Genomic DNA, 24,925 nt, shown 5'->3' with positions numbered 1-24,925 from the left:
AGGTATATCTAAAACCCGGGACCACATTTTATCATAGCTGCTCTTAGTCAGCTTCAAATCCTCATAGGTATATCTAAAACTTATATCATGGATGAAGGGATGGAGGAGCCGCTCAGGGCTTCAAATCCTCATAGGTATATCTAAAACAAGATATGCAGGCGTAAGAGCACTATTATCCAGAGCTTCAAATCCTCATAGGTATATCTAAAACGCGAACCATTCCGCCAGGCTCCCGTTATTCGCATAAAGCTTCAAATCCTCATAGGTATATCTAAAACATGAGAGAAAAATTAAAAAAAGTGAGGCTAAGTAAGCTTCAAATCCTCATAGGTATATCTAAAACTCATCCGCGCTCAAGCCATATGCATTTAAGGTGGAGGGCTTCAAATCCTCATAGGTATATCTAAAACGATCAGACCGTCTGCCGCCACCCATAATCCCAAGAGCTTCAAATCCTCATAGGTATATCTAAAACCTGGCTTATCTCCAGAAGATTCTTCGGCATGGCCCGGGGCTTCAAATCCTCATAGGTATATCTAAAACATCAGCGGCAGAACAGAAACGGCAGACCAATACAAGCTTCAAATCCTCATAGGTATATCTAAAACGATTATCCGGTACACAGGCTGGATAAGGTTGGGATTTGCTTCAAATCCTCATAGGTATATCTAAAACACATAACACCTGCGGCTTGTGCCAGTATTTGAACGGGCTTCAAATCCTCATAGGTATATCTAAAACGCGTTAGGAGGATTGGCAAAATTCCTGGGGAATTGCTTCAAATCCTCATAGGTATATCTAAAACCAAAGCGAAGAACTTGCTAAGATTGCAGTTTTATAGCTTCAAATCCTCATAGGTATATCTAAAACTCTCGCACATATCAGTTTTGGCGTTCTGCTATAGGCTTCAAATCCTCATAGGTATATCTAAAACGATGTTCCGGCGATCTTATCCAACCCGATCCCGTGGCTTCAAATCCTCATAGGTATATCTAAAACGCTTTCTTGCTCTTTCATCATCTCATTGCAGAACCAGGCTTCAAATCCTCATAGGTATATCTAAAACTCAATCCGGCTATTGCTTGTAGATCCTTTTCTTCGCTTCAAATCCTCATAGGTATATCTAAAACTGATGTTCCGGCGATCTTATCCAACCCGATCCCGTGGCTTCAAATCCTCATAGGTATATCTAAAACAGACGCGGAGGACCTAACTCATCACGCGTTGACTTAAGCTTCAAATCCTCATAGGTATATCTAAAACCATTATTGGCTTCGGCCAACAGAAAGGATGGTAGAAAGCTTCAAATCCTCATAGGTATATCTAAAACCTTCCCGGATTTTGACGTCTGCCGCTTTGTTTTGCCGGGCTTCAAATCCTCATAGGTATATCTAAAACTCAACAGGCGAGGTCACACACAAACCACACAATAAAGCTTCAAATCCTCATAGGTATATCTAAAACCCTAATTGATCCTAACAGTCCCCCAAATTTGTTTATGCTTCAAATCCTCATAGGTATATCTAAAACTGGCCAAAGATTTGGGCAGCAGTACCGCTCACTTGGGCTTCAAATCCTCATAGGTATATCTAAAACTTCGAGCAGAAGCATAAGGTCTACGGTATCAAAAGCTTCAAATCCTCATAGGTATATCTAAAACCGGATTGTCTGGCACATTGAAAACTACATAAATCAGCTTCAAATCCTCATAGGTATATCTAAAACTTCCTACTCGGACAGTATAGCCAGCCTTGACCAGGCTTCAAATCCTCATAGGTATATCTAAAACCAGGCGGTGCAACGCCAAGTACAAATGAGAGGAGGCTTCAAATCCTCATAGGTATATCTAAAACAAGTCCTGCGATCAACGTCTGTTCGGCGCTATCGCAAGCTTCAAATCCTCATAGGTATATCTAAAACACTGGGCAATGCGTCAGGTACAGGATGCATTCAAGCTTCAAATCCTCATAGGTATATCTAAAACATAAATCACGTAGAACACCACTATTGATCGTATAGGAGCTTCAAATCCTCATAGGTATATCTAAAACGACATTTCAAGTTTAGATGCAACAAAATTAACAGGGCTTCAAATCCTCATAGGTATATCTAAAACGTATTCCCCGCTGTGGCGGTTGTGACGTCTCCAATGGGCTTCAAATCCTCATAGGTATATCTAAAACCCCGGCGTCAGCGATAGACCAGTTTACCGGTTTGAGCTTCAAATCCTCATAGGTATATCTAAAACAAGATCGGAGTCCCATCAGTCGCTTTTATACCACGGCTTCAAATCCTCATAGGTATATCTAAAACGGGATTGCTAATGCATACCCGGAATACCTGACCATGCTTCAAATCCTCATAGGTATATCTAAAACTATACCATTTAGTACAAAATCGCCTTAAATCGCAAAAGCTTCAAATCCTCATAGGTATATCTAAAACCGAGGTTACGCAAGCGTTGTGAGAGTAGGAAGCACAGCTTCAAATCCTCATAGGTATATCTAAAACTTGTCTGCCGCTGTTACTCCTACCATTTCATAACCGTGCTTCAAATCCTCATAGGTATATCTAAAACGAGGATGGGGTATGGCACTACTCTTGTATCCTGAAGCTTCAAATCCTCATAGGTATATCTAAAACTTGATATGAAAGGGAAGCGTAACATTGGTGATCCTGGGCTTCAAATCCTCATAGGTATATCTAAAACCTTAGTTCAATCTCAACACTGGCAACTCCTGTTGCCGCGCTTCAAATCCTCATAGGTATATCTAAAACTATCATTGTTACACTTACAAGGCCATTTGTACAACGCTTCAAATCCTCATAGGTATATCTAAAACTAGTCTCCTGGCTCTGATGATGGCAGACAATGGCAAGGCTTCAAATCCTCATAGGTATATCTAAAACTTATTTTGCAGAGAGGCGGTGAGGACATGGATGAAAGCTTCAAATCCTCATAGGTATATCTAAAACGCTGACAAACTATACCCATCCGACAACCGCAGGAAAGCTTCAAATCCTCATAGGTATATCTAAAACTTTGATTTTGGGGTCGACCCATAATGGTGTAAAAAAGCTTCAAATCCTCATAGGTATATCTAAAACCCATTCACACCGCATAAATACTCCCTTCCTCCCCCACCATCCCCTCCCCCAAAAACACCAAATTTTTTCTATCCAGCTCTCCAAGCCGATCTTATATCCGGTCGATCCCCCGCATTTTTTACACCATTATGGGTCGACCCCAAAATCAAATAATAAACTCCTGAGCGTTTTTTTCTTGACCAATCACTTCACGTCTAGAATAGTTCAAGCTTTCAAATCTGTAAAGAATAACCGAATCCTCATCATTATGTAGCATCTTATTCAGTTCCAACTTCAACTTTTTCAAATTAGCCTCTCCGATATCCCCTTCAAACACCGAATTTTGAATCCACGTCAAATATTTCCTACATGTTTTTAATGCTTTCGCCACTCTTTTCTCATTTACATCATAAACCAGAATCACGAACATCACAACACCCCTTGTTTTTTCCTCTTCATACATTAAACACTTTGGCCAAAACCAACTCCAATTACGTCCTATTCAGATAAAATCTCGTCATTCACCATTCACAAACAAATCCTTCATATTCCGCATCTTCTGTAATCAGTTTTTGCAGCTTATATGCTTCCAGCCTTATCAATCGTTTGTAGCTTACAGCTGTACCGATTGATTTATGGCGTATCGTAGTAAGTAATTTTTTATTGTACTCTTCTACAAATTTCTTTTTACCAGTATCCTTTAATAGAATACCTCCAAAATTACTATCAAAATCTTTTGCTGTAATCACTCTTTTATTTATTAGTGAGAATATCACCCTGTCCACTATTACCGGCTTAAATATTTCTGCCAGATCCAGATTCAAAGAAAACCTTCTGTTGTTCGTTGAATGTAAATATCCAATCCGCGGGTCTAAATTTGTCTGATAAATTTCACTGAGGACTGTCGTATACATCATAGAATTTCCAAAACTGATCAACGCATTAAGCTTATCTTTAGGCGGTCGACGGCTCCTAATTGTAAAAACAAAATCCGGCTCATCCAGTATAACATTAAAAGCTTTATAATAACTCTCCCGAATATTTCCTTCATAAGCCATCAGTTCCGCAGTACTGGAGCAATTTTCCATCTGTATCCATTTTTCTTCAATATCAGCTATAGTCTCCTGTAGATTTATGCCTCTCTTACAATAATATTTTAAAACCACCAGAATATTACTAATCGCTGTCCTTATTATCTTCTTGGCTATTAAGACTCTTTTTTCTTCCTGGAGATAAGCCTCCGCCTGTTTTAATATTACAAAACCTGAGTTAAGATGCTCTCTGGGATAAAATGTACCGGTATAATACTCATAGTAATTAAAAAAATGGATCAGTATCCCTTTCTGCGAGGCAAAATCTAAAAACTTTTTATTCACCGTAATTTCACCAAATACCCATACAGAGTCCAATTCTTCGATCGGAAGATATTTCTTAGACTCTCCATTTTGGAAATAAAAGGTATTATCCTTCCTGCGAAGGTCTCCATCATTAAAAATATAGATATCTTTTTTCATACTCCTTCTCCTTTAGCCGTTCCTTTATGAAAAACAATATTCTTTATATCCACAATTTTTGCAAAACGGGATTCTCTTCACTCTGGGAGGATTCCTTAATTCAGCGATTCTGATGATTTCTGTTTTTATTTCCTCTAATTCTTTATCCAGATCTTCCGTAAGAATAACGTCGACCCTCTTCTTCTCTTCCGGATATAGCAGCTGCCCTTGCGCATCGAGGCCACTCTCTTTCATCTGCTGAAGATAATAGGCCAGTTGATATTTGGAGGCTTCTTCATATTTAGAAGACTTTTTCGTCTCCCCAATCACCAGCTTGTCTTGGTTCTGAAAAACGACATCAAATCTTACATTTCCAAAGACTATCTCTTTTTTATTCCGCTGATATGTATTCTCATGGAGAAAACGCCCTATATCAATGTTATCATCCTGCTGATCTGGTATTATGCTGTGGGCCATCAACCAAACTTCCCGCTCACAGATTTTATAAAACCAGACTAATGTACCTGTAATTTCCACCGTGCTCTCATCAAAATACAAGATAATCCTCTTCCTCTCTCTTAAAACCGGTATCACGACAATAATTGTCGTTACAGCCTTCCATAGGTAAAGACCAAATAACTTCCTCTTGTACATGATTAATTCTAGAAACATATTTTTCCGGAATCGATAATGTATATGCACTCATCTTTGGATTCAATTCAAGCATAGAATCATATTTCTTTTTCATATCCTTTTCCCGTACCGCATGCAAAAATTTCTGAAATAGACATTCCGCATTTTCATCAATTCGAAAATAAACCTCCACATACGCTCCCTTTTCCTCTATCAGATGAAATTGATCGATCGCATATTTTTCGCCGGTAAATATTAATTTTTGTATAGATTTGATATAATTTTCAGAATCACAACTGACATACCCACTTATTTTTTCATAATATTCATGAATTAACTCTAAATAATCCGATTCCAATATCTCCCGCTTCTGATCTAGCAGCTGTTTCGTCACATTAATTTGCATATCTCCATAAATCATTTGCCCATACGCTTTTTTGCCATTCGTCAATTCTACTACCCGAACAAAGCCCAGCGCCTCTTTTCCATGTCGATTACAACGGCCAGCCGCTTGAATAATAGAGGATAATGGTGCCAAATCTCTTATAACATAATCAAAGCTCAGATCCACCCCAGCCTCTATCACTTGAGTAGAAACTACCATCGGTTTTAAAGTATCAAAAGATTTTTCAATCTCTTTTATCCTTTCAACTCGGTCACAGGGCAAAAGGTTCGCTGACAAGTAAAATAATTTCCGTTCCGGCAAAGCTTTTTTTAAGTCATCATAGATCAACAAAGATTCCTTTATTGTATTACATACAATCAGATAGGATTTACTCTCCACCTGGCCTAAAAAATCTTCGATAAATTCGTCTATGGTCGTTTTTCCCGGCTTGTAGATAAGCTTTGTCCGGCAAAACATTCGGAAATACTTTTCATAATCCGGTAGTAACTCCTTTGCTTCCGTTAGAAATAAAGGTCTTGTAGCAGTCATCAATATAATCTTACAGTCCAATAACCTGGCTGCTTCCCTTAAAATATAGTCGGCCACCTTTAACAGTTCAATGGGAATTGCCTGTACTTCATCCAATATTAATATAGAATGGCGAAATTCATTAAATTTTTTCAGCATACGATTTCGATTACCAACAAGCGTCTCCAACACTTGTACAAATGTGGTGACGATTACATTGGACATCCAGTTTTCCCGAAGCATCTCGGCCCTTTGTTTATCCACATCATACTTTTCGTCTGATAATCAACATCCGCCAGTGAATGGTGCTTCATCAGATAGGGCCCTGATCGTTTCTCAAAATCCCGGATCTCCCTTGCATATAATTTATATATTTCATTAAAGTTTTGGTTAATGATCGACGTAAAAGGCAAAGCGTAGATAATCTTTCTGCCGCCTCCCAATTGTTCATTTAATTTAACAGCTGCAAAGAATCCCGCATAAGTCTTACCGGTACCAGTGGGGGATGTTATGGAGTATAGATACGAATATTCTGGCTGCTCTTCGATCGAATTCATAATATTTGTAAATATCTCTTCCCTGACAATACCCATTTCACTTTTTATTCCTTTTGTACGTTCCTCAACTGATATTCTCCTACTCCCGTTTAGAGTAACAAATGGCAATTCACATGGCAAAATCATTGGCGTGTCGGAAGCACTGAATTTATCCCCCGAAATCAAAGCAGAATACAGACTTTGAAAATAAATATAATTATCTGCATACTTTTTGAACCTGCTCTCAATTCCGTAAGCTAATTTTCCTAATTTACGTATCAAATTTTCCAAGCCGCTATGATCGAGGAATTCATCTACGATCTCTTCATAATTCCATGAAGAATAATCCTGTATAATCTCAGCTCTGTGATTCTTCATGTCTTCAATCTGTTGACAGACAATATCCAGTTTATGCTGAAACGCTTTCGGTATTTCCACTCCCTTTTTATCTGTTTCAAGAAGTCCATCCCGCAAGCCGCTCACGCTCTTGTGATGGCAGAGAATCGCATGATAGATGTAGAATACGTGATTCTCATCCTTTAGCAGTCTCATTCCCGCAAAAGCTCCAAAAAGGGCGGATATATAACTATGATCCGCCCTTTCATCATTCCGGTTTCCGTAATGAAGCCTGTTTTGGAAATAGATAGTATACTTTCCAAAATCATGGCTCAAACAGGCCACTTCTGCAGTTTTATCCCAGCCGCTTTTTAAACTGTATTTCGCATTTTCCATCGTTTCCTGTAAATGGACCTTAAGCAGCTTATCAATATGTGATTCAAACCGAATCATGATCGTATTCCCTCTTATTCATAATATCAATTTCTATTTTACATGAAAGTGACACAAACCTGCTCATTACAAATTTCCAAGCTCAAAACAGGCTCCTTAACCTCCATTTTGAGCGCTTTTCCATTTACATCATAAAGATATGACGCGGTCTCGTGTAAAGTTCTTCCATTGTCAAAGTATCTGGGCATATTCTCCCGATACAGACTCACTGGCTCTGATAATATGTCTAATGTCTTCTCCTTTATGGATTCTACACGTACCAGCGAAGATACTCGTATCCGTCCATCTTTTACTCCATAGTCTGCCTCTGTATCGCAGACATATGTTAAGGAACATTGAAATGGGGCAGATCCGAGGTATGGGGGATACCAACTCCATCCTTCCCTGACAGATTCCGTCATCCTGTCCATAATCTCTGCCTGGTTACTGGAAAAATAAATCCGGTATGCTACTCCATCGTCCCCAGTCAAAATTTCGAACGGAATCTGTGTATGGTTCTTCGGTTGGATAAAATCCTTTGGCCCTTCGATTTTCATATAGTTAACTGTCTGCATGATTTTCCTGGCTGGCTTCAGAATCTGTACACCTATATCCACCTTTCCAGGTACAAACTGATCATAATACGCATCCCGTTCTATACCAAGGATTCCTGCAGCCAGACCGCATAACGTCGTTCTCGGGGGGACCAAATATGTGAGCGAAGAAGAATTCGTATAGTATTTTCGAAAATGGGCATATCGGCCCGAGACATCGAATACCAGTACTTTCATTTTCATCATCCTATTCTACTTCGATCAGAGTAAAACCATCGAAAGCCTGTTGGAAAGTGACTTCCACATCATGGTTTAACAATATACATTTGCTATCACAGAAATAGTGAATCGAGTCAATTTTACCAATATTTTCCTTTAGAAAATCAACGAGTTTTCCAACTTCTAATGCTGTTTCTGAAATATCCCGAATATCTTCCGTCTTTTCTTTTAATGAAATATAATCCCGCATATCTCCTAAAATAGTCATATCGCTTTTATATTCCACTCTCAGATACAGCCTGGGATACTGTCCAATCTTACTTCTTGTTACCTGAAGCGGAATCGCATATCTGAGCGCCCGATCCAGTTCAGCGATATCCTCTTCCTTCAAAGACGTTGCTTTTCCCCGATTTGCAGATATTACACCGGAAAAAGCGATAAAAGAATATGCGACTCTGAAATCCTTGCCAATCGCTCCCTGCTTATTATTATCAGAGGAAGCAAACGTAGAAGTAATGCTAGACTCCAATACCTTTACCGTATTCAGGGAATATCCCCAATTAAACTGGACTGGTCCAATAAACTGCTTATTGTCCTTCGCTATAGGCATCGTAGCCCCAAACAGCCGCACATCAATCAACTGATCCAATATTTCCTGATCATTTGAAGTCCCCAGCTTCTTAATCCTAGTCTCTGCGGTAACTGGTGAGCCATCCATTTTCTGTACAAACAATGGATACCCCTGGTCGGCCAGATAATCCCTGACATATCTTTTCAGCCGCAGATCAGACACCATATTGATCCCTCTTTCATAATCCATACGGGGACGGTTTTCCTCGTCAGGATCACCGTTTGGATTTGTTAATTTCGCATCATACAAAAATAGGATTTCACTGTTATTCATTTTCCTTTCCTCCATTCTCTTTTTTCTTGCCTAAAATAGCTTTTCTGGTCGTATAAGAATAACCGCTTAAAATACAGAACAAATTTTCTTCCTTTGACAAGCCCCAATTCGATAACTGGGGCGTACAAAGCTCTGTAAAATCGGAATAGATCAGCTCTGTCTTAGATTCCAGCAGTTTTTCCTGCTTTAACTTGGCAAATACATCTCCCGCCAAACGGAGTATTTTGTTTTTATCCATCCCCCCAAAATTAAGCTTGTTCAAAATCGGCTTATTCTTGGAGGAAGTATTCTTCGTTCTTTTATATTGCTCCACACCAATGGTACCCATCAGGGTACCCAACAAAAACAGTGCCGCCTCCTCCTGCTTATATCCCATTTCACGGATAAATTCTTTGAGCTCATCCCCGCAATGCAGACTTTTTACCTCCATTTCCACTCCTCCTTTGATTAATTGCATAAATTCCAGAAACTTCAACAGCGCTGTACCTCTTACTACTGTGGCTTCCAGTTCACTGCCGCTTATATTAAACCCCTTTTCCTCATAATAGATAACTTTCGCACATGCATTGAGATTCCTGATAATATACTGCTTTTTCAGCAACTTTCCTGATAATATAGCGTCGTATAATCCTAAAAGATTTCTGAATTCTCTTGCCTCATTTTTTTCATCCAGCCGGATTGGCATAAGGTAATATATCATCCGAAGATTCAATATCGTCCGATCTGTTCTGCCTCCCAACAACCGCAAATAGAGATCCTGAGTTCGATCCAGGCAGTTAGCAATGAAATCGAACCTGGAGGGCGCCACGTCTTTAATAAATCTTTGGATTTTAGTGGCCTTCTGTGCCTGTTTGTAAAATATAAGATTGATCGAATAACAGGTCTCATCTTCTCTTTCCTGATAAGCCAACTCATCATCAATACTTTCCTTTAATTGCTGCACCGTTTCTACATTGGAAATCGTTTTAAATTTATGCTTAATACGGTCACAGATGATGTCGAGTCCTTCCCTGTCCAAAGGTTCTCCCCAAATAAAATGCGGATACAGGTATACGTGGAATCTTGCCAGAGACAAATTCATATTATTTTTTACATATTTCTCACCTGCCAGATACGCATTTAAACAATCCTGACACAGAAGCATATTCTTTCGATAATTTTTCTTATCCACCCCACTGGCAAATCCGTATAAATTTGTAGTGTAGCTTTTGATTTCTATTATAATATCATCCCGCAGCTGCGTCGTGGTTCCACAGTTGTAGCAATGCCCCTCGATCAAATTCTTTTTGTTATCCTGCTTACCCGATGTCCCCTCCTTTTCTTTCAATATGGCTGCCTTATATTCCTCACGTTCACACAATGGCTCAGCATCAATGAGTATAGTGAATAATCCAAAATTCTTCTGAAGTTTCATTCCATAGTGGACTGCCAGATACTGATCAAAAGCTTCTGTCACTTCCTTCTTCAGCAGCGCTTTCTGTTCCTTTTCCGGTAAGTCACGCAAAGTATCCCGATATGCCTTGATATCATAATTATCATTTGATAGAAGTCCTACATGAAAAGTATACCTGTTCTTATTACTCTTAAAATCTTCACCCAGATCTACGAAATAGGTATCCCTGATAAATGTAAGCTTACTATTTAACTCGTCGCCTAAATCTAACTCACATAAGTTCGGAATTGTCTCTGAGAGATGATAAAAACTATTGCCCGATGTACAATACCATTGTTTGGAATTGGCTCCCGGAGCTGAACCGATATAACAATACCTTCTTGCGGAATTCTCACTCATCTGCTCATTGACATCAACTGATACCCGGCATTCATCTGTTGAAAAATCAAATTTCAGCATATATAGCTGTAGTTCATTTCCTTTGGCATCCCGGCGTACCGGAGCTAATTCTGTGATGAGGTTATCCAGAATACTGCTTCCGTCATTCATAAGTGTTTTTCCGATCTGTATCATGCCTTCCTGCATATCTCTTTTCGCCTCCTATCGTTTATTTACAATGACACAGCCAAACCCCTGAGAATTCTTGGAACCCAGCCCCGCATTGACTGCTATATCCATCAGTTCTTTCGAGCCGGTGAGCAGGAATTTTCCGTTCCATCCCTTTATCACTGTTTTCTTATAAAATATGACGCTTTCCCGACAGGACCGATTCATGGGTTTGATCCGAAATTGGGTATTCTCAGGCGCAGTACCATAATAGGATTCGTATTTATGTATTAAATTTTTACGAATCAGCTCTGAATATTCCTGCTCATAAGGTGTGTAATAATAGGTTTTCTTTACTCCTTCGTGATTTGCAAGTGTAGAATAGATACAAATGGGGGAGAGAGTCTGTATTTCACATCGATCATCATATTCTTCTGCTATTGTTTCGAACGAGGAAGGTGTCAAGTAAGTACCGTTTAAGTTTAATTGTGATTGGGATATAATGTTTTCTGCCAGATAGGTCACGAATTTAGAGTCGTAAGAAGAAATATAAAAATGAATTTGATCCTGGTAAATGATCTTGTGCTGCCCGGGAATGATTCGATGATTACCGAAAATCTTTGAAAACGAGAATAATTTATAACTTCTTTTTCCCGCTTCATACCCCGTATCATGGAGAAAGCTCTGGTAATTTTTATCATTTAACCAGGTTAACAGCGCCGCCTGTAATATATGATTGTAGCTGGTATTCAAAGTTAGAGGATCTTTTAAAGGAAATGTAAATTTGTATTTCATCAATTGTTCTCCTTCGTATAAACTTCTTAAATTAACAATAGCACTTGTTGGTTCTGCCGTCAAGAACTTTTATATTTACTATTCCATTACTAATAAATTAATATATTTATTTACTTATTCATACCCAATAAATTCCGTCATATGAATCCTTCGTTCACAACCATGCTGGTTTCCATCGTGCAATTCTATCTATCTCCTATGTAGTACTCTTTACACAATCCTTATAGGTATAACTAAAATATACTAATCAATAACTAAATTTCAATCTCTTATAGAAATTCTGCACCTTACACATACCATCAAGCCAACTATAATCAGTAATAAATTCAAAGAAATTACTCCCTCTTACTTCTGATCAGGAAGCAACCTATGAAATCAGCTTAACATTCAACCAAATATCAGTCAAGCTCAATCCATAAATTGTAGGATTACAATACATGTGTTACAACTGAATAATTAAAATGTAGGGATTTCTCTTTTGCGTTGTATTTTAGTCACCACAACCACAACATAAACAAAGGAGAATGAGAAGATAGAGTATCCCGGTCAGCGTATCCCGGTGGATGTGAAATTTGTCCCTTCCGCCTGTCTTATAAACAGCAGGGTCATTGGGAAGCAGTTCTTCCAGTACACTGCCATTGATAAGTTTTCCAGATGGTGCTTCGTGGAAGCCACCAGGACAAGCCGACTCTCTTCCAAAAGCACCTGGAAGCCCACAAGTGATTTTATCCCATAGCATCTCTTTCATATACGAATAAAAATACGGTACCCATCCGTCTGCCCCCTTGGGCAACCTCTGAATACCGTAATTATTATTCTATTATCAGTTTCATGACATATAAAGATAGTTATATCGGCTGGTTTTCTATTTCATCGGGTAGGATTCCATTACATCAGCTGCCTTTCTGTTAAATCAGTTGACATAAACCGTACAATCTAAGCTATCCATCAACATACGATATGCCATATCACACTGGTAGATAATTTATTTACAATGCACCTTCTATTCCGCCCATCCAAACGCACACTTCACAGCCTTTTTCCACCCCCGCAGCAGTTTTTCCCGTTTCTCATCCTCGATCTTCGGGCTAAACGTCTGAGACAAGGCCCAATTACTTCGAATCTCCTCTCTGCTCTTCCAGAATCCAACCGCCAATCCGGCCAGATATGCCGCTCCCAAAGCAGTCGTCTCGATACAATCCGGCCGCAGCACATCCGTATCCAGGATATCCGCCTGGAACTGCATCAGGAAGTTATTGGCACAGGCTCCGCCGTCCACTTTGAGGCTCACCAGCTTAATATTGGCATCGCTCTCCATGGCCTTACACAGATCGTAGGTCTGATAGGCCAGAGATTCCAGGGTCGCTCTCACCAGATGAGCCCGGTTAAATCCACGGGTCAGTCCCACAATCGCACCTCTGGCATACTGATCCCAATAGGGGGCGCCCAGCCCTGTAAACGCCGGCACTACATAAGCTCCCTCCGTATCCGATACAGACATGGCGTATTCTTCGGACTGGGGAGAGGAATCGATCACTTTGAGTTCATCCCGCAGCCACTGGATCGCCGCACCTGCCACGAATACGCTGCCCTCCAGCGCATATTCCACTTTTCCATCCAGACCAACCGCGATTGTGGTCAATAGTCCGTTACTGGAAGCTACTGCTTCTTCACCGGTATTCATCAGCAGAAAGCATCCGGTACCATAGGTGTTCTTGACCTCTCCCGGTTTAAAGCAGCACTGACCGAACAGCGCGGCCTGCTGGTCTCCGGCTGCTCCCGCCACCGGTATCTGCCCGCCGATTACCGAGGTGTCCGTATAGCCATAGATACAACTGGACGGTTTCACTTCCGGCAGCATCGCCGCCGGAATATCCAGCAGCTCCAGGATTTCCCTATCCCAGCAAAGGTTATGTATATCGTACAGCATCGTACGGGATGCATTGGTATAGTCGGTCACAAAGCACTGGCCCTTGGTCAGGTTCCAGATCAGCCAGGTATCCACGGTACCGAACAGCAACTCTCCATTTTGCGCCCGCTCTCTGGCTCCTTCCACATGATCCAGGATCCACTTAATCTTCGTCCCGGAAAAATAAGCGTCTGGGATAAGTCCGGTTTTCTGCCGGATCATCGGGACATATCCCCGCTCCTTTAGGTCATCTACGATACCGGAGGTACGGCGGCATTGCCAGACGATCGCATTGTACACCGGACGGCCCGTCTCCTTCTCCCAGACGATCGTCGTTTCTCTCTGATTCGTGATTCCGATACCGGCGATCTCTCCGGCTGTGGCGCTCACCTGATACATCGCCCATTTCATCACTTCCGTCATGGAATTCCAGATCTCCAACGGATCGTGCTCTACCCATCCGGGCTGTGGGTATATCTGGGTAAATTCCTTCTGGGCCACGCTGCACATCTGGCCCTTTTCATTAAATAAAATACAGCGGGAACTTGTGGTTCCCTGATCCAACGCCATTATGTACTTCATTGATCAAACCTCCGTCTGTATATAGTTTTCAACTACCCCGTTTTACTCTATAAAATCTCTACTCATTCCGTCCCCTAAACGCTGGACACTCCGCGCCAGGGAAGGCGCTCCGGCGCAGATATAATGTCTACCGACATTATATCACGATTGCACGCAATCATGATACCTCCGTAGGATGCACACTCCGCGCCAGGGAAGGCGCTCCGGCGCAGATATAATGTCTACCGACATTATATCATACTATCCTCCCCCGTACATAGACGGATGAAGGATTTTGCCGCTTCGGTGAGGAATTTATTCCTGTGTCGGATCACGGAAAAGGACCTTTTTAAATCCAGCCCCCGAATCCTGGTGCTGGCGATCTCACCCTTTTCCAGGCTCTCCTTCACGAACAGGTTCGGCAGCACCGACACGCCCAGTCCTTCCGCTACCGCGCGTATAATCGCCTGGGTACTCACGCTCTGCCAGGAGGGAACCACTTCTACCTTTCTCACCCGCAGTGCCTGATCGAAGATCTCCCTGCCCGCGCTTCCCCGTTCCCGCATGATGAAGTTCACTCCCCTGAGCTCGCTGATATCGATCTCCTCCCGACCAGCCCACGGGTGATCTACAGAACAGATCAATACCAGCGGATCTTCCATAAAGCGGATCTTCTCTATATAGGAGCTGGCGATCTCCCCTTCCACCAGTCCTACATCGATCTCATTTTTCAGTACCGCCCTTTCCACAGCTTCCGTATTATCGATCTGAACGTGCATCTGCATAGCCGGATAGATCTGCTGGAACTCCTTTGCGTACTCTGGCAGCAGATAGTTTCCGATGGTGATGCTGGCCCCGATTCTAAGGACACCGATCCGATCCCAGTTCCGAACATCCTGTTCCAACTGGTCAAACAGTGATACAATATGGATAGCGTACTGCAAAAATTGTTTCCCGGCTTCTGTAATATACAGCCTTCTGGCGATCCGGTCAAACAGTTTGACTCCATAATAGTCTTCCAGTTCCGCGATAGCCAGGCTCGCTGCCGGCTGCGCGATAAAGAGCTTTTCCGCGGCAGCCGTGACACTTTCGCACTCACAGACCGCTACAAAGATTCTCATGTGACGTAAGGTCATCTTTTCCTCCACACGTGCGTTATTCCACACATACAGGCAGGGTGAACATTTTTTGTTCAGCCTTCTTCCTCCTGGTTTCATAAGAAATTATTATAATATTTATATTATTATATTATTTTACATATAAGGCTGTAAAGTATAAAATAAAAATGCAAGGAGGAATCTTCATGACCGATAAACCGAAAAAATATTGGAAATTATTTACCTCAACCTTTTTCCTCAGCTCTTTCACTTTTGGAGGCGGCTATGTCATCATTCCGCTGATGAAAAGAAAATTCGTGGATGATCTGCAGTGGTTGGAAGAGGAAGATATGCTGAACATGGCCGCTATCGCCCAGTCCTCGCCGGGAGCCGTTGCTGTCAACGCATCGATACTGCTGGGCTACCGGGTCGCAGGCGTCATTGGGGCCGGTATCTCGATTCTGGGCACTGTTCTGCCGCCGCTGTTATTGCTGTCCGTGCTCTCGCTTTTTTATACCGCCTTTCGGAGTAATCCGATTGTCAGCGCGGTATTGGGCGGGATGCAGGCCGGAGTAGCCGCCGTCATCGCCGATGTCGTTATCAGCATGGGCGGCAATATTATCAAAGAAAAGAAGCTATTGTATCTGTTGATCATGGCCGGGGCATTTCTGGCCACCTATCTGTTCCACATCAACGTCATGTACATCATACTGGTCTGCGGTGCTCTGGGCGCTTTACAGACATTGATTACACACTGGAAAAATAAGAAAAAGGAGAGTGTCCAGCCATGATATATCTGCAGCTGTTCTGGAGTTTCTTCCAGATCGGATTATTCAGTATCGGAGGCGGTTACGCTGCCATGCCCCTGATCCAGAATCAGGTGGTAGATCTGCATCATTGGCTGACCATGACGGAATTCACCGACCTGATCACCATATCCCAGATGACCCCCGGGCCTATCGCTGTGAATTCCGCCACCTTCGTCGGTATCCAGATCGCCGGCTTTGGCGGGGCGGTCATCTCGACACTGGGATGCATCCTTCCCTCCTGTATCATCGTCTCCCTGTTGGCCTTCCTATATTTTAAATATCAGCAGTTAACCGTCATCCAGGGTGTACTGAACGCACTCCGCCCGGCAGTCGTGGCGCTGATCGCCTCCGCAGGACTGACTATGATTATCCTGGCCTTTTGGGGAGAAGGCGGCTTCGTCACAGATCTTGGCGCACTTCACATATCCTCGGTGGTTTTATTCTCCGCCGCACTCTTTATCCTTCGGAAATGGAAACTGAGTCCCATCATGGTTATGGCCGGATGCGGGGTAATCGGCGGTATCCTCTATTTTATACCATAGAAAGGCGGGATCTGAATGAATCTGAAAATAGTCAAAACACCTCTGCTGTGGAAGCTGGTCGATGAACAGGATCAGGTTGTGGCACGCCTCTTAGGGCGGATTACCGGACCGGCGAAGACGGTTTGTTCCCCGGACGGTACTGCCGTATACACGGTCGATAAGAGACCGGCGGCGGCTCCAAATACGGGATTACAATATAAAATGTACCGCGGCGCCTCCCTCTTCGCCGTGGCCGATGTACCGAATCCGGAGGAGAGCCTGCAGGATATACCTGTATCCCCATCGTTCTTATTTCGGCCCCCAAGGATTCAAAAGATCAGCGTCCAAGCTCCCGGCGGTCCCTATCTCCTCCAAAGGCTGGAGGATGGCCGTGTAAATGTCAGCAGCCCAAAGAAAGATCTGGGAAGTATCTCTTCCTTTTTCAAAATGGGTCATCAAATCCTGAGTCTGTCCCCGGAGACGGATCCTCTGTTTTTTGCCGGCATCTACGTCATGGCATATTATATGTCCCACGAGGACGATATTGATATTGTGTAACGTTACAAGTGTTATTATGTATCTGCTTCATTTTACGTATAAGATTTTAGTCAAATAGCATACCTTATGAAGCAGCTATACTGTAATCCTGCCCAAAGGGCATTCGTTAAGGAATGCTGTAAAATATATTTATAAACGGTTCACCGTAGCAACTGCCGACACACCGGTTCCGGCCACATCGGATAGTATGACATCCGAGATGTGGACCGGAGCCTTCACCTCTACCTTTTTTAGAGCTTTTACAAAGTCAAAAATCTTCTCCTTTGGTATGCTCCGTTCACTCTTTAATGAAACGGTCTCATGGGGCCGGTTTGCCAGACGTACCGTGGTCGTCACCATCCGTTCCGGGTTTGTCACTTCGTTTCTCGCATACTGCTCGCCCTTTTTGCAGGTATTTCCATTGACCGCCAGAATCTGTCCACCCTGACATGTGACGGTTACCATGCATCCCAGTGGGCAGCCGATACAGACCAGTTCCCTTTTCTCTGAATGATTTCCTTTCCCACTGTTCTCTTCTATATTTTGTTCTCTCATGCCGTTCTCTGCTAAATCATCTCTCAATGTCATTCCCCTCCCTTCTCGATCCGGATGGTAATCTTTTTCAGATCCGGATATTCTTCCAGCTTCTGCTTTTGCAACTTGATTTCTTCCATCTCTCCAGGCGCCATGACCGGCCGCTTTTGCCGTTTGACGCAGGTATCGTCAAAATATGTACAAATATAGCAGCCTTTGTATACATCCCCCACGCGGAAGCGTACCGTCAGCTTCTCTTCCATCCTGTCCGTATGGATATACTTCGGTACGGTATAACGCACGCCATCCTCCGCGGCCAGTTCCACGCAGCCGGCTTTATCCATACGTTTCGCCCCTTCCCGGATATAGCAGGCCGCGTTCTTTCCTGCTGCGGCTGCCTCCTCCGATACATAATCCACCAGATCATGTACATGCAGCACGTTACCGCAGGCAAATACCCCTTCCACATTGGTCTCCAGGCTTTCATTCACTACCGGACCTGAGGTGACCGGTTCCATAACCACACCCATACCTCTGGACAATTCATTTTCCGGAATCAGGCCTACGGATAACAGCAGGGTATCACAGGAAATATATTCTTCCGTACCGGGTATCGGCTTTCTATGTTCATCCACCTGTGCCACAGTGACGCCCTTTACCCGTTCTTTCCCGTCGATATCGATCACCGTATGGCTTAATTTTAACGGTATCCCGAAATCATCCAGACACTGCACGATATTCCGCTTCAATCCGCCGGAATAGGGCATAAGTTCAGCCACCAGCTTCACCTTCGCGCCCTCCAGTGTCATTCTCCTGGCCATAATCAGGCCGATATCTCCTGATCCCAGGATAACCACCTCCCGGCCGGGCAGATACCCTTCCATATTCACCAGACGCTGCGCCGTTCCGGCGGAGAATATCCCGGCCGGCCGGTATCCGGGAATATTCAGCGCGCCTCTTGGCCTTTCCCGGCATCCCATGGCCAGTATGACCGCTTTCGCCTGGATCTGGAACAATCCTTCCTCCCGGTTCATGGCGGTAATGCATTTTCCGCTGCTGATATCCATAACCATGGTATTCAGCTTATATTCGATGTCCAGCTCCTTCACCCGCTCTATGAATCTGGCCGCGTACTCTGGTCCGGTCAGCTCTTCTTTGAATGTATGCAGCCCGAATCCATTGTGGATGCATTGATTTAAGATTCCTCCCAGTGTGTGGTCCCGTTCCAGTATCAGAACACTCTCTATCCCCTGTTCCCTGGCCGAAGCCGCAGCGGCAAGCCCGGCCGGTCCGCCTCCGACGATGACGATATCATATGAAAGCATGCTCATATCCTCCTTTACCATCTGTCCTTATTGATTCCCACAATGATCTTCGATTCTCCGCCGCTTTTGGTGAGTTCTTCCATCGGCAGCCCGAGTTCCCGCTCCAGGATTTCCATTGTCCTGGGGGAACAGAATCCCGACTGGCACCGGCCCATCCCTGCCCTGGTCCTCCGCTTGACTCCGTCCAGGGATCTGGCTCCCACGGGTCTGTGGATCGCGTCCATAATTTCCCCTTCACTGATCATTTCACAACGGCAGATGATGGTTCCATATTCCGGCTGCTGCCGGATCAGTTCATTTCGTTCTTCCACAGACAGTTCCGCCGGATTCAGGATTCCTTCTCTATTGGGAACGAATTCCGGGTTTTCCGATAACCGCAGACTTTCTCTAAGCTGCTCTGCCATCCAGACACCGACAGCCGGCGCACTGGTCAATCCCGGAGATTCGATTCCCGCAGCGTCGTAGAAATTCTCCGCGTCCCCGGCTTCCCCCAGTATAAAATCATCCGAATCCTCGTGAGCCCGCAGTCCGGCAAAGGAAGTGATCACCTGGCGGATGGGAATATTTTTCACAGAATGCCCCACCTTACCCAGCAGATAGTTAAGCTCCTCCTGTCTGACACAGGTCTCTTCCTTATCTTCCACGTCTACCGCAGTGGGCCCCAGAATCAGGTTGCCATGAACCGTAGGGGCTACCAGGACCCCTTTCCCATATTCGCCGGGCAGCGGGAAAATCGTCCGGGCTACATGCTGGCCGGCCGTATGATCCAGCAGGCAGTAGTCCCCGCGTCTGGGCGTGATATGTAACTTTTCCCGGCTGACCATATTATGGATGGCATCCGCGTAGACACCGGCCGCGTTCACGATGGCTCTGGTGCGGTAATCCCCCCGGGATGTACGGATCACATAGCCCTCTTCCTCCTTTTGGATCGCATTCACCTCCGTGTCAAACCGGAATTCAATTCCGTTTACGGCTGCGTTTTCCGCATAGGCGATCGTCATTCCAAAGGGACATACGATGCCCGCTGTGGGCGCAAAGAGGGCCGCCAGCACACCGTCTGCCAGATTCGGCTCCATCTCATGTACTTCTTCCCGGCCGATGATCCGCATATCTTTCACACCGTTTTGGACACCGCGGTCGTACAGCTCCTGCAGTTTTGAAAGATCCTTCTCTTTCCGGCAGACTACCAGTGATCCATTTTTGACAAATGGAAAATCCAGCTCTTTGGAGACCGACTCCATCATTTCGCTTCCCCTGATGTTGAAATGAGCTTTTTTCGTCCCTGGCAGGGCATCGAATCCGGCATGGGCGATAGCACTGTTGGCTTTCGATGTTCCGCAGCAGACATCCTCACACTTTTCTAATACGCAGGCCTTCACCTGGTATCTGGAAAGTTCTCTGGCAATGGCGCAGCCGGTGACCCCGGCCCCGATAATCACTACATCATACATCCTTCTTCTCTCCTTTTTTTCTAGTTATTCTTTCGCTTCTATCCTAATTTTCATTTGCGTTATAAAATCCGGTTAATCTTTAATTTTAAACGCAAAAAAGCTAAGCCAAAATAGATCCTCCAGGATCCGTTTTTTGCTTAGCTCTTAATCTCATGCAAATATGTATTCTATTTTTCTTTATTTACTATAACACAAATATATAACTGCCACAACCTTTTTCTTATTAAAATATTTGTGTTTATCGTTCCGGAGTCACGAATCATCTCCCATGCTATTTCGCCATGGATTACTCATTTCCCTCTTTTTCAGAATAATCGATCACAATTTTCTTACATTCCTGACAGCAAAACGCATTCGCTATGGCAGCTGCTCCACCCATAGGATTCCGGGCCAACTGGATCCCGCCGCCTTTTCTTATTAATGCTGGTTGATATCTTTCTTTTCTCCATGCAATAGCACGGGCATCTGATGTGAGATATCCATTCTCCATTTCCCGATTACAGAAGGGACATTTCATACATGCTTACCCCCTTAGTTTCATATACACCATTGTACGCCATTCATCCGGTTCCGATAATATCATTTCCATACGATAATCCATATCTCCTGCTGATCTTACAGTTCCATCGTGCCTGCACTTATAAAAACCAAACATCCGGATTCGTCGACGAAATCGCAGCTGCACCCGCGCTTAACGCTCCCATCACATCCTCTTTATCATTGATCAGTCCGCCGGCTATGACCGGAACCCTGGACAAGGTACATATTTTCCGTATAATCTTCGGCATGACTCCTGGCAGTATCTCAATCATATCCGGATGTACACTGTCATTCTGCCGCTCGATATTGGAAAGCGCCATGGAATCTATGATAAAATGGCGCAGAACAGTATACAGGCCAAGTTCCGAGGCTTTTTTCACCAAAGCCGGTTTCGTGGTAATAATACCATCCGCTCTGGTATGTCTTTGGATAAATTCAACCGCGATCTCTCTGGAGGTAAGCCCAGCGATCAGATCCACATGAACCATGGCGGTCTTCCCGCTCGCTTTAATACGTTCCACAATCTCCTGTATATTCATTAAATCTCCATACAGAACAAATATAATATTCCCCTCCGCCCGCAGACTCTGTTCTAATCCATCCGGATCTTTCACCGCAGCTATTACCGGGCAATCTTCAATCAGTTCCGCAAACGTCTGTTTCACTGCACCACACCTTTCCTTCTAAAAAACCAGTGCTAAGTAACATATAGCACTTACGTGCAATCAAAATAACTTCATAGGATACACACTCCGTGCTAAGGAGAGCGCTCCGGCGAATATAATGTCTGCCGCTATTATAACACGATTCCGTTGACAAGGAAACCCTCCTATAGCGGTTATATAGCGGTTATATAGCCGCTATCAGCCGCTGTAAACCTTGGCTGTGATCGGATCGACGGATCTTTCTGTAATTATGGATCGGTAATGAAATCTGTAATAAAATGAAATAAAATAAATCTATTGACAACTGTATATTAATATGATATACAGTTATATACAGACTATTACAGTAGGTGGTGAAACTTTTTGGATATCCTGATAAATAACACCTCAGAAATACCAATCTACCGTCAAATCAAAGATCAGATTAAGGACGCGATCTACACCGGCCAGATAAAAGAGGGCGAAATACTTCCCTCTATCCGGAAGCTGGCCAACGAGACCATGGTCAGTGTCCTGACCACCAAGCGGGCATACGACGAGCTGGAAGCCGAAGGCTATGTAAACAGCGTGCCCGGCAAAGGTTTTTTCGTCTCCTCCACGAACATGGAGCTGTTCCGGGAAGAAAAGCTGCGGCTCGTCGAAGCCAAGCTGCTGGAAGCCTACGTGACCGGCCAATCCGCAGGCCTTACCAAAGATGAGATGCTGGAAATGATGTCGATACTCTATGAGTCCTGACAGAAAGGAAGTTACCCTATGAGCAATGTATTGGAAATCAGCCATCTTACAAAAAAATATAATCGAAAAACAGTATTAAATGACATCAGCTTCGCCGCGGAACAAAGCCAGATCACCGGCTTCATCGGAGTCAACGGGGCGGGCAAAACAACCACGATCAAATCCATCCTGGGTCTGGTAAAAAAAGATGCGGGTGAAATCCGCCTTTTCGGGCAGACACTGGAAGAGAGCGAGCGGGAAATTAAAAATCGCATCGGCGTTGTATTTGACAAAGGTTACTTTTATGAAAACCTGTCCCTGAACGATATGAAAAATATACTGGCACCGGCCTATACAAACTGGGACGAGAACACCTTCAAACGCTACGCGCGCCAGTTCAAGCTTCCGCTCAGCTACCACATCAGCGACCTTTCCAAAGGTATGACCATGAAATACGCCATCGCCCTGGCCCTATCCCACCACGCGGACTTCCTCATCATGGATGAACCCACCTCGGGCCTGGATCCTCTGATTCGGAATCAACTGCTGGGAATCCTGCGCGAATACATGGAAGAAGGGGATAAATCCGTCTTTTTTTCCACACACATCACCACCGACCTGGACAAAACCGCAGACCGCATCGTCATGATTGACAACGGGAAAATCGTATTGGACGAATACAAAGACAATCTTCTGGAAAAATATACGCTGGTCAAGGGCAGTAAAGAAGAACTGACCCACGAACTGCGGAGCTCCTTCCTGTATTTGGAAGAACACGGTTTCCACTTCGAGGGCCTGACCTGCGATTCCGCAGCTGCAAAACGCGGCCTGACAAAAGCCGTCTTCGCCAGACCCACCATAGAGGATATCATGATGGCATTCGCCGGGAGGTCCTGACATGATCCTGACTGCTTTTAAAAAAGATCTGATCCTGATCAGGCGCAGCCTGCCAATGGTGCTCCTGCAGTACTATCTGACTCTCCTCGTAAGCACAGTCCTGCTGCCCTCGGTGACCGCTATCTTCCCCTCCCTGGGATACCTTCTCTGCTGCAGCATCACCACCGGCCTGATCTTCAATCTTCTGTTTGAAGCCGACAGCAAATACCACATCCATGCCCTGCTGTTCTCCACGCCGATGACACCCTCCAGCATTCTATACAGCCGTTATCTCATAGGATACGGAACCTGGATATCATCCACCCTCCTGTATACCCTGCCGGGTTTCATCCCATCAGTCCGCCGGTCTTTCCCCCCTCTGAGTCTTCACATGCTCGCCGGGGGACTGCTGCTGACCACGATCCTGTGTGCCCTGCTTGTGCCGCTTCACATGCTGCTGGAAGAAACAAAAGCCTCACTCCTGGGCATGATCGTCCTATTACCGGCCTTCCTGCTGGTATTCCTGCTCTGCGAGGCCGCATCCCATTTCTTTGCGCACCTTCACTATCCTGTATTAATCCTGATCCTCATACCAGTAGCGGCCCTGGTAACCTGTCTCTCCAGCCGCTTTACCCTGCCGCGTCTAAAAGCGAAAGAGTATTAAGTGTATAGCAGAATCAGAACCTTATAAAAATTAGTAGCGCTCAAAAGTAAATTTATGTAGAAAGGAGTCTGCTCTATGTACCGTACCCTGATCAAAAAAGACTATCTCCTCTGCGGTGACACTCTCACCGGAATCCTTCTGATCGGTGCTCTCATCAGCTGCGGCATCTACCTGATGGAACCCGCCAACGCCCTGGGACTATTTATCGCCACCATCGTAGCCACATTCCTTGGCTTCTCCTCCCTCGCCAAAATCCTGGAAAAAAGCCATGCCCTCCCCACTCTCATCACATCCCCTTATGGCCGGCTCCGTCTGCTTCTGGCCCGCTATCTGGGATGGTGCGGCTACAGCTATGCCATCTTTTTCCTCTCCCTGCTGCTCACCGGGCTGCTCTATGCCCTTCCCTTCTCCTTTCTTCCCACCGTCTATTACCCGCTGTCCGACATCCTCTGTGCCGCAGCTTTCCTGACCATGCTCCAGGCACTTCTGATCCCCTGCTACACCCTGCTCCCCAGCCAGTGGACTACCACTGCCTTCATCATTCTGGTCTTGCTGATCAACCTGCTTCCCCGTCTTCTGAAGTCCCTGCCCATCACTTTTATCCTCCCACACGATTTCGCCTCATCCCCGCTGCTGCTTTTCCCTGCTCTTCTGCTCCTGCTCCTTTCCTTCTTTCTCACTGTCCTGCTCTATCACCGCAAGGAATTCTAATAGCTAATAATAAACTTTCATTTAATTATAAAGGAGAGTTTCGCTTGCGAAACTCTCCTCCTGCGGCAGGCCGCGCGAGCGGCATCTTCCTTTCCTCCGTTTAGAACCTATAGCTCCCGTTTCCAAATATATATAAGCTTCTAAAATATACTGATCCCGAAAATGCCGAA

The 24,925-nt window shown here is 44.4% G+C and carries 23 protein-coding genes and 1 CRISPR repeat array (1 of these 24 running past the window's edge); of the genes, 7 read left to right on the top strand and 16 right to left on the bottom strand.

Features of this window, described 5'->3' with window-relative positions; translation table 11 throughout:
• Positions 1-3,108: a CRISPR direct-repeat array (repeat unit 30 nt; unit sequence GCTTCAAATCCTCATAGGTATATCTAAAAC); it reaches 15 nt to the left of the window's first position.
• A gap of 145 nt (positions 3,109-3,253) precedes the next feature.
• From cas2 to KTH90_RS02460, 11 genes are all read right to left on the bottom strand, one after another.
• Positions 3,254-3,517 carry a CRISPR-associated endonuclease Cas2 gene (gene cas2, locus KTH90_RS02510; RefSeq protein ID WP_158352613.1) on the bottom strand — a complete coding sequence of 88 codons (264 nt, stop codon included), beginning with the start codon at positions 3,515-3,517 and terminating at the stop codon, positions 3,254-3,256.
• A gap of 91 nt (positions 3,518-3,608) precedes the next feature.
• On the bottom strand, positions 3,609-4,601 hold the full coding sequence (gene cas1b, locus KTH90_RS02505; protein WP_158352614.1) for a type I-B CRISPR-associated endonuclease Cas1b: 993 nt from the start codon (positions 4,599-4,601) through the stop codon (positions 3,609-3,611).
• 24 nt (positions 4,602-4,625) lie between these two features.
• Positions 4,626-5,138: a CRISPR-associated protein Cas4 gene (cas4, locus tag KTH90_RS02500; RefSeq protein ID WP_238726199.1), complete on the bottom strand. Its 513-nt coding sequence runs from the start codon at positions 5,136-5,138 to the stop codon at positions 4,626-4,628.
• Complete coding sequence (gene cas3 / locus KTH90_RS02495) at positions 5,128-6,351, bottom strand: CRISPR-associated helicase Cas3' (protein ID WP_238726198.1); 1,224 nt, start codon at positions 6,349-6,351, stop codon at positions 5,128-5,130. Before cas3 ends, cas4 begins: the two co-directional genes overlap by 11 nt.
• On the bottom strand, positions 6,339-7,451 hold the full coding sequence (locus KTH90_RS02490; protein ID WP_275061299.1) for a CRISPR-associated endonuclease Cas3'': 1,113 nt from the start codon (positions 7,449-7,451) through the stop codon (positions 6,339-6,341). The genes cas3 and KTH90_RS02490 overlap by 13 nt, the downstream gene beginning before the upstream one ends.
• Positions 7,452-7,489: 38 nt before the next feature.
• Positions 7,490-8,221, bottom strand: coding sequence for a type I-B CRISPR-associated protein Cas5b (gene cas5b, locus KTH90_RS02485; RefSeq protein ID WP_238726196.1), 732 nt, complete (start codon positions 8,219-8,221; stop codon positions 7,490-7,492).
• A gap of 10 nt (positions 8,222-8,231) precedes the next feature.
• On the bottom strand, positions 8,232-9,107 hold the full coding sequence (gene cas7b / locus KTH90_RS02480; RefSeq protein WP_158352618.1) for a type I-B CRISPR-associated protein Cas7/Csh2: 876 nt from the start codon (positions 9,105-9,107) through the stop codon (positions 8,232-8,234).
• Positions 9,100-11,085, bottom strand: coding sequence for a TIGR02556 family CRISPR-associated protein (locus KTH90_RS02475; protein ID WP_158352619.1), 1,986 nt, complete (start codon positions 11,083-11,085; stop codon positions 9,100-9,102). The genes cas7b and KTH90_RS02475 overlap by 8 nt, the downstream gene beginning before the upstream one ends.
• A 15-nt stretch (positions 11,086-11,100) precedes the next feature.
• Positions 11,101-11,841 carry a CRISPR-associated endoribonuclease Cas6 gene (gene cas6, locus KTH90_RS02470; RefSeq protein WP_158352620.1) on the bottom strand — a complete coding sequence of 247 codons (741 nt, stop codon included), beginning with the start codon at positions 11,839-11,841 and terminating at the stop codon, positions 11,101-11,103.
• Between the two features lie 1,003 nt (positions 11,842-12,844).
• Positions 12,845-14,332 (bottom strand): glycerol kinase GlpK, encoded by a 1,488-nt coding sequence (glpK, locus tag KTH90_RS02465; RefSeq protein WP_158352621.1) that lies wholly within the window; start codon positions 14,330-14,332, stop codon positions 12,845-12,847.
• 230 nt (positions 14,333-14,562) lie between these two features.
• The gene (locus tag KTH90_RS02460; protein WP_158352622.1) at positions 14,563-15,447 is read right to left on the bottom strand and encodes a LysR family transcriptional regulator; all 885 of its coding nucleotides are present in this window, start codon (positions 15,445-15,447) and stop codon (positions 14,563-14,565) included.
• Positions 15,448-15,614: 167 nt separating this feature from the next.
• Between KTH90_RS02460 and KTH90_RS02455 the strand changes: the two genes are divergently transcribed.
• From KTH90_RS02455 to KTH90_RS02445, 3 genes are read left to right on the top strand one after another with little or no spacing between them, the layout of a single operon-like run.
• Complete coding sequence (locus KTH90_RS02455) at positions 15,615-16,199, top strand: chromate transporter (protein ID WP_158352623.1); 585 nt, start codon at positions 15,615-15,617, stop codon at positions 16,197-16,199.
• Positions 16,196-16,759: a chromate transporter gene (locus KTH90_RS02450; RefSeq protein ID WP_158352624.1), complete on the top strand. Its 564-nt coding sequence runs from the start codon at positions 16,196-16,198 to the stop codon at positions 16,757-16,759. The genes KTH90_RS02455 and KTH90_RS02450 overlap by 4 nt, the downstream gene beginning before the upstream one ends.
• A 15-nt stretch (positions 16,760-16,774) precedes the next feature.
• Positions 16,775-17,296: a hypothetical protein gene (locus KTH90_RS02445; RefSeq protein ID WP_158352625.1), complete on the top strand. Its 522-nt coding sequence runs from the start codon at positions 16,775-16,777 to the stop codon at positions 17,294-17,296.
• A gap of 129 nt (positions 17,297-17,425) precedes the next feature.
• Here KTH90_RS02445 and KTH90_RS02440 read toward each other — a convergent pair whose 3' ends face one another.
• The 5 genes from KTH90_RS02440 to KTH90_RS02420 all read right to left on the bottom strand — a co-directional run bounded on the left by KTH90_RS02440 (position 17,426) and on the right by KTH90_RS02420 (position 21,790).
• Complete coding sequence (locus KTH90_RS02440; RefSeq protein ID WP_158352760.1) at positions 17,426-17,830, bottom strand: DUF1667 domain-containing protein; 405 nt, start codon at positions 17,828-17,830, stop codon at positions 17,426-17,428.
• A gap of 29 nt (positions 17,831-17,859) precedes the next feature.
• Positions 17,860-19,134: an NAD(P)/FAD-dependent oxidoreductase gene (locus KTH90_RS02435; RefSeq protein ID WP_238726195.1), complete on the bottom strand. Its 1,275-nt coding sequence runs from the start codon at positions 19,132-19,134 to the stop codon at positions 17,860-17,862.
• A 14-nt stretch (positions 19,135-19,148) separates the two neighbouring features.
• The gene (locus KTH90_RS02430; protein WP_238726194.1) at positions 19,149-20,585 is read right to left on the bottom strand and encodes an NAD(P)/FAD-dependent oxidoreductase; all 1,437 of its coding nucleotides are present in this window, start codon (positions 20,583-20,585) and stop codon (positions 19,149-19,151) included.
• Between the two features lie 286 nt (positions 20,586-20,871).
• Positions 20,872-21,102 (bottom strand): PF20097 family protein, encoded by a 231-nt coding sequence (locus KTH90_RS02425; protein WP_238726193.1) that lies wholly within the window; start codon positions 21,100-21,102, stop codon positions 20,872-20,874.
• 121 nt (positions 21,103-21,223) lie between these two features.
• Positions 21,224-21,790 carry a glycerol-3-phosphate responsive antiterminator gene (locus KTH90_RS02420; protein WP_158352629.1) on the bottom strand — a complete coding sequence of 189 codons (567 nt, stop codon included), beginning with the start codon at positions 21,788-21,790 and terminating at the stop codon, positions 21,224-21,226.
• A 363-nt stretch (positions 21,791-22,153) separates the two neighbouring features.
• On the opposite strand from KTH90_RS02420, the gene KTH90_RS02415 reads away from it, so the two are divergent.
• The 4 genes from KTH90_RS02415 to KTH90_RS02400 all read left to right on the top strand — a co-directional run bounded on the left by KTH90_RS02415 (position 22,154) and on the right by KTH90_RS02400 (position 24,755).
• Positions 22,154-22,525: a GntR family transcriptional regulator gene (locus KTH90_RS02415; RefSeq protein WP_158352630.1), complete on the top strand. Its 372-nt coding sequence runs from the start codon at positions 22,154-22,156 to the stop codon at positions 22,523-22,525.
• Between the two features lie 18 nt (positions 22,526-22,543).
• Complete coding sequence (locus KTH90_RS02410) at positions 22,544-23,401, top strand: ABC transporter ATP-binding protein (protein ID WP_158352631.1); 858 nt, start codon at positions 22,544-22,546, stop codon at positions 23,399-23,401.
• A gap of 1 nt (position 23,402) precedes the next feature.
• Entirely contained in the window at positions 23,403-24,044 is a 642-nt protein-coding gene (locus KTH90_RS02405; protein WP_238726192.1) for an ABC-2 transporter permease, read from the top strand.
• A gap of 75 nt (positions 24,045-24,119) precedes the next feature.
• On the top strand, positions 24,120-24,755 hold the full coding sequence (locus tag KTH90_RS02400; protein WP_158352633.1) for an ABC-2 transporter permease: 636 nt from the start codon (positions 24,120-24,122) through the stop codon (positions 24,753-24,755).
• Positions 24,756-24,925 lie beyond the last annotated feature (170 nt).

Origin of the sequence: Diplocloster modestus, from assembly GCF_019042245.1 — a bacterium.
GTDB classification, from domain to species: domain Bacteria; phylum Bacillota; class Clostridia; order Lachnospirales; family Lachnospiraceae; genus Diplocloster; species Diplocloster modestus.
The sequence above is the reverse complement of the archived record's forward strand: the minus strand, read 5'-3'. Positions and strand labels throughout refer to the sequence as shown.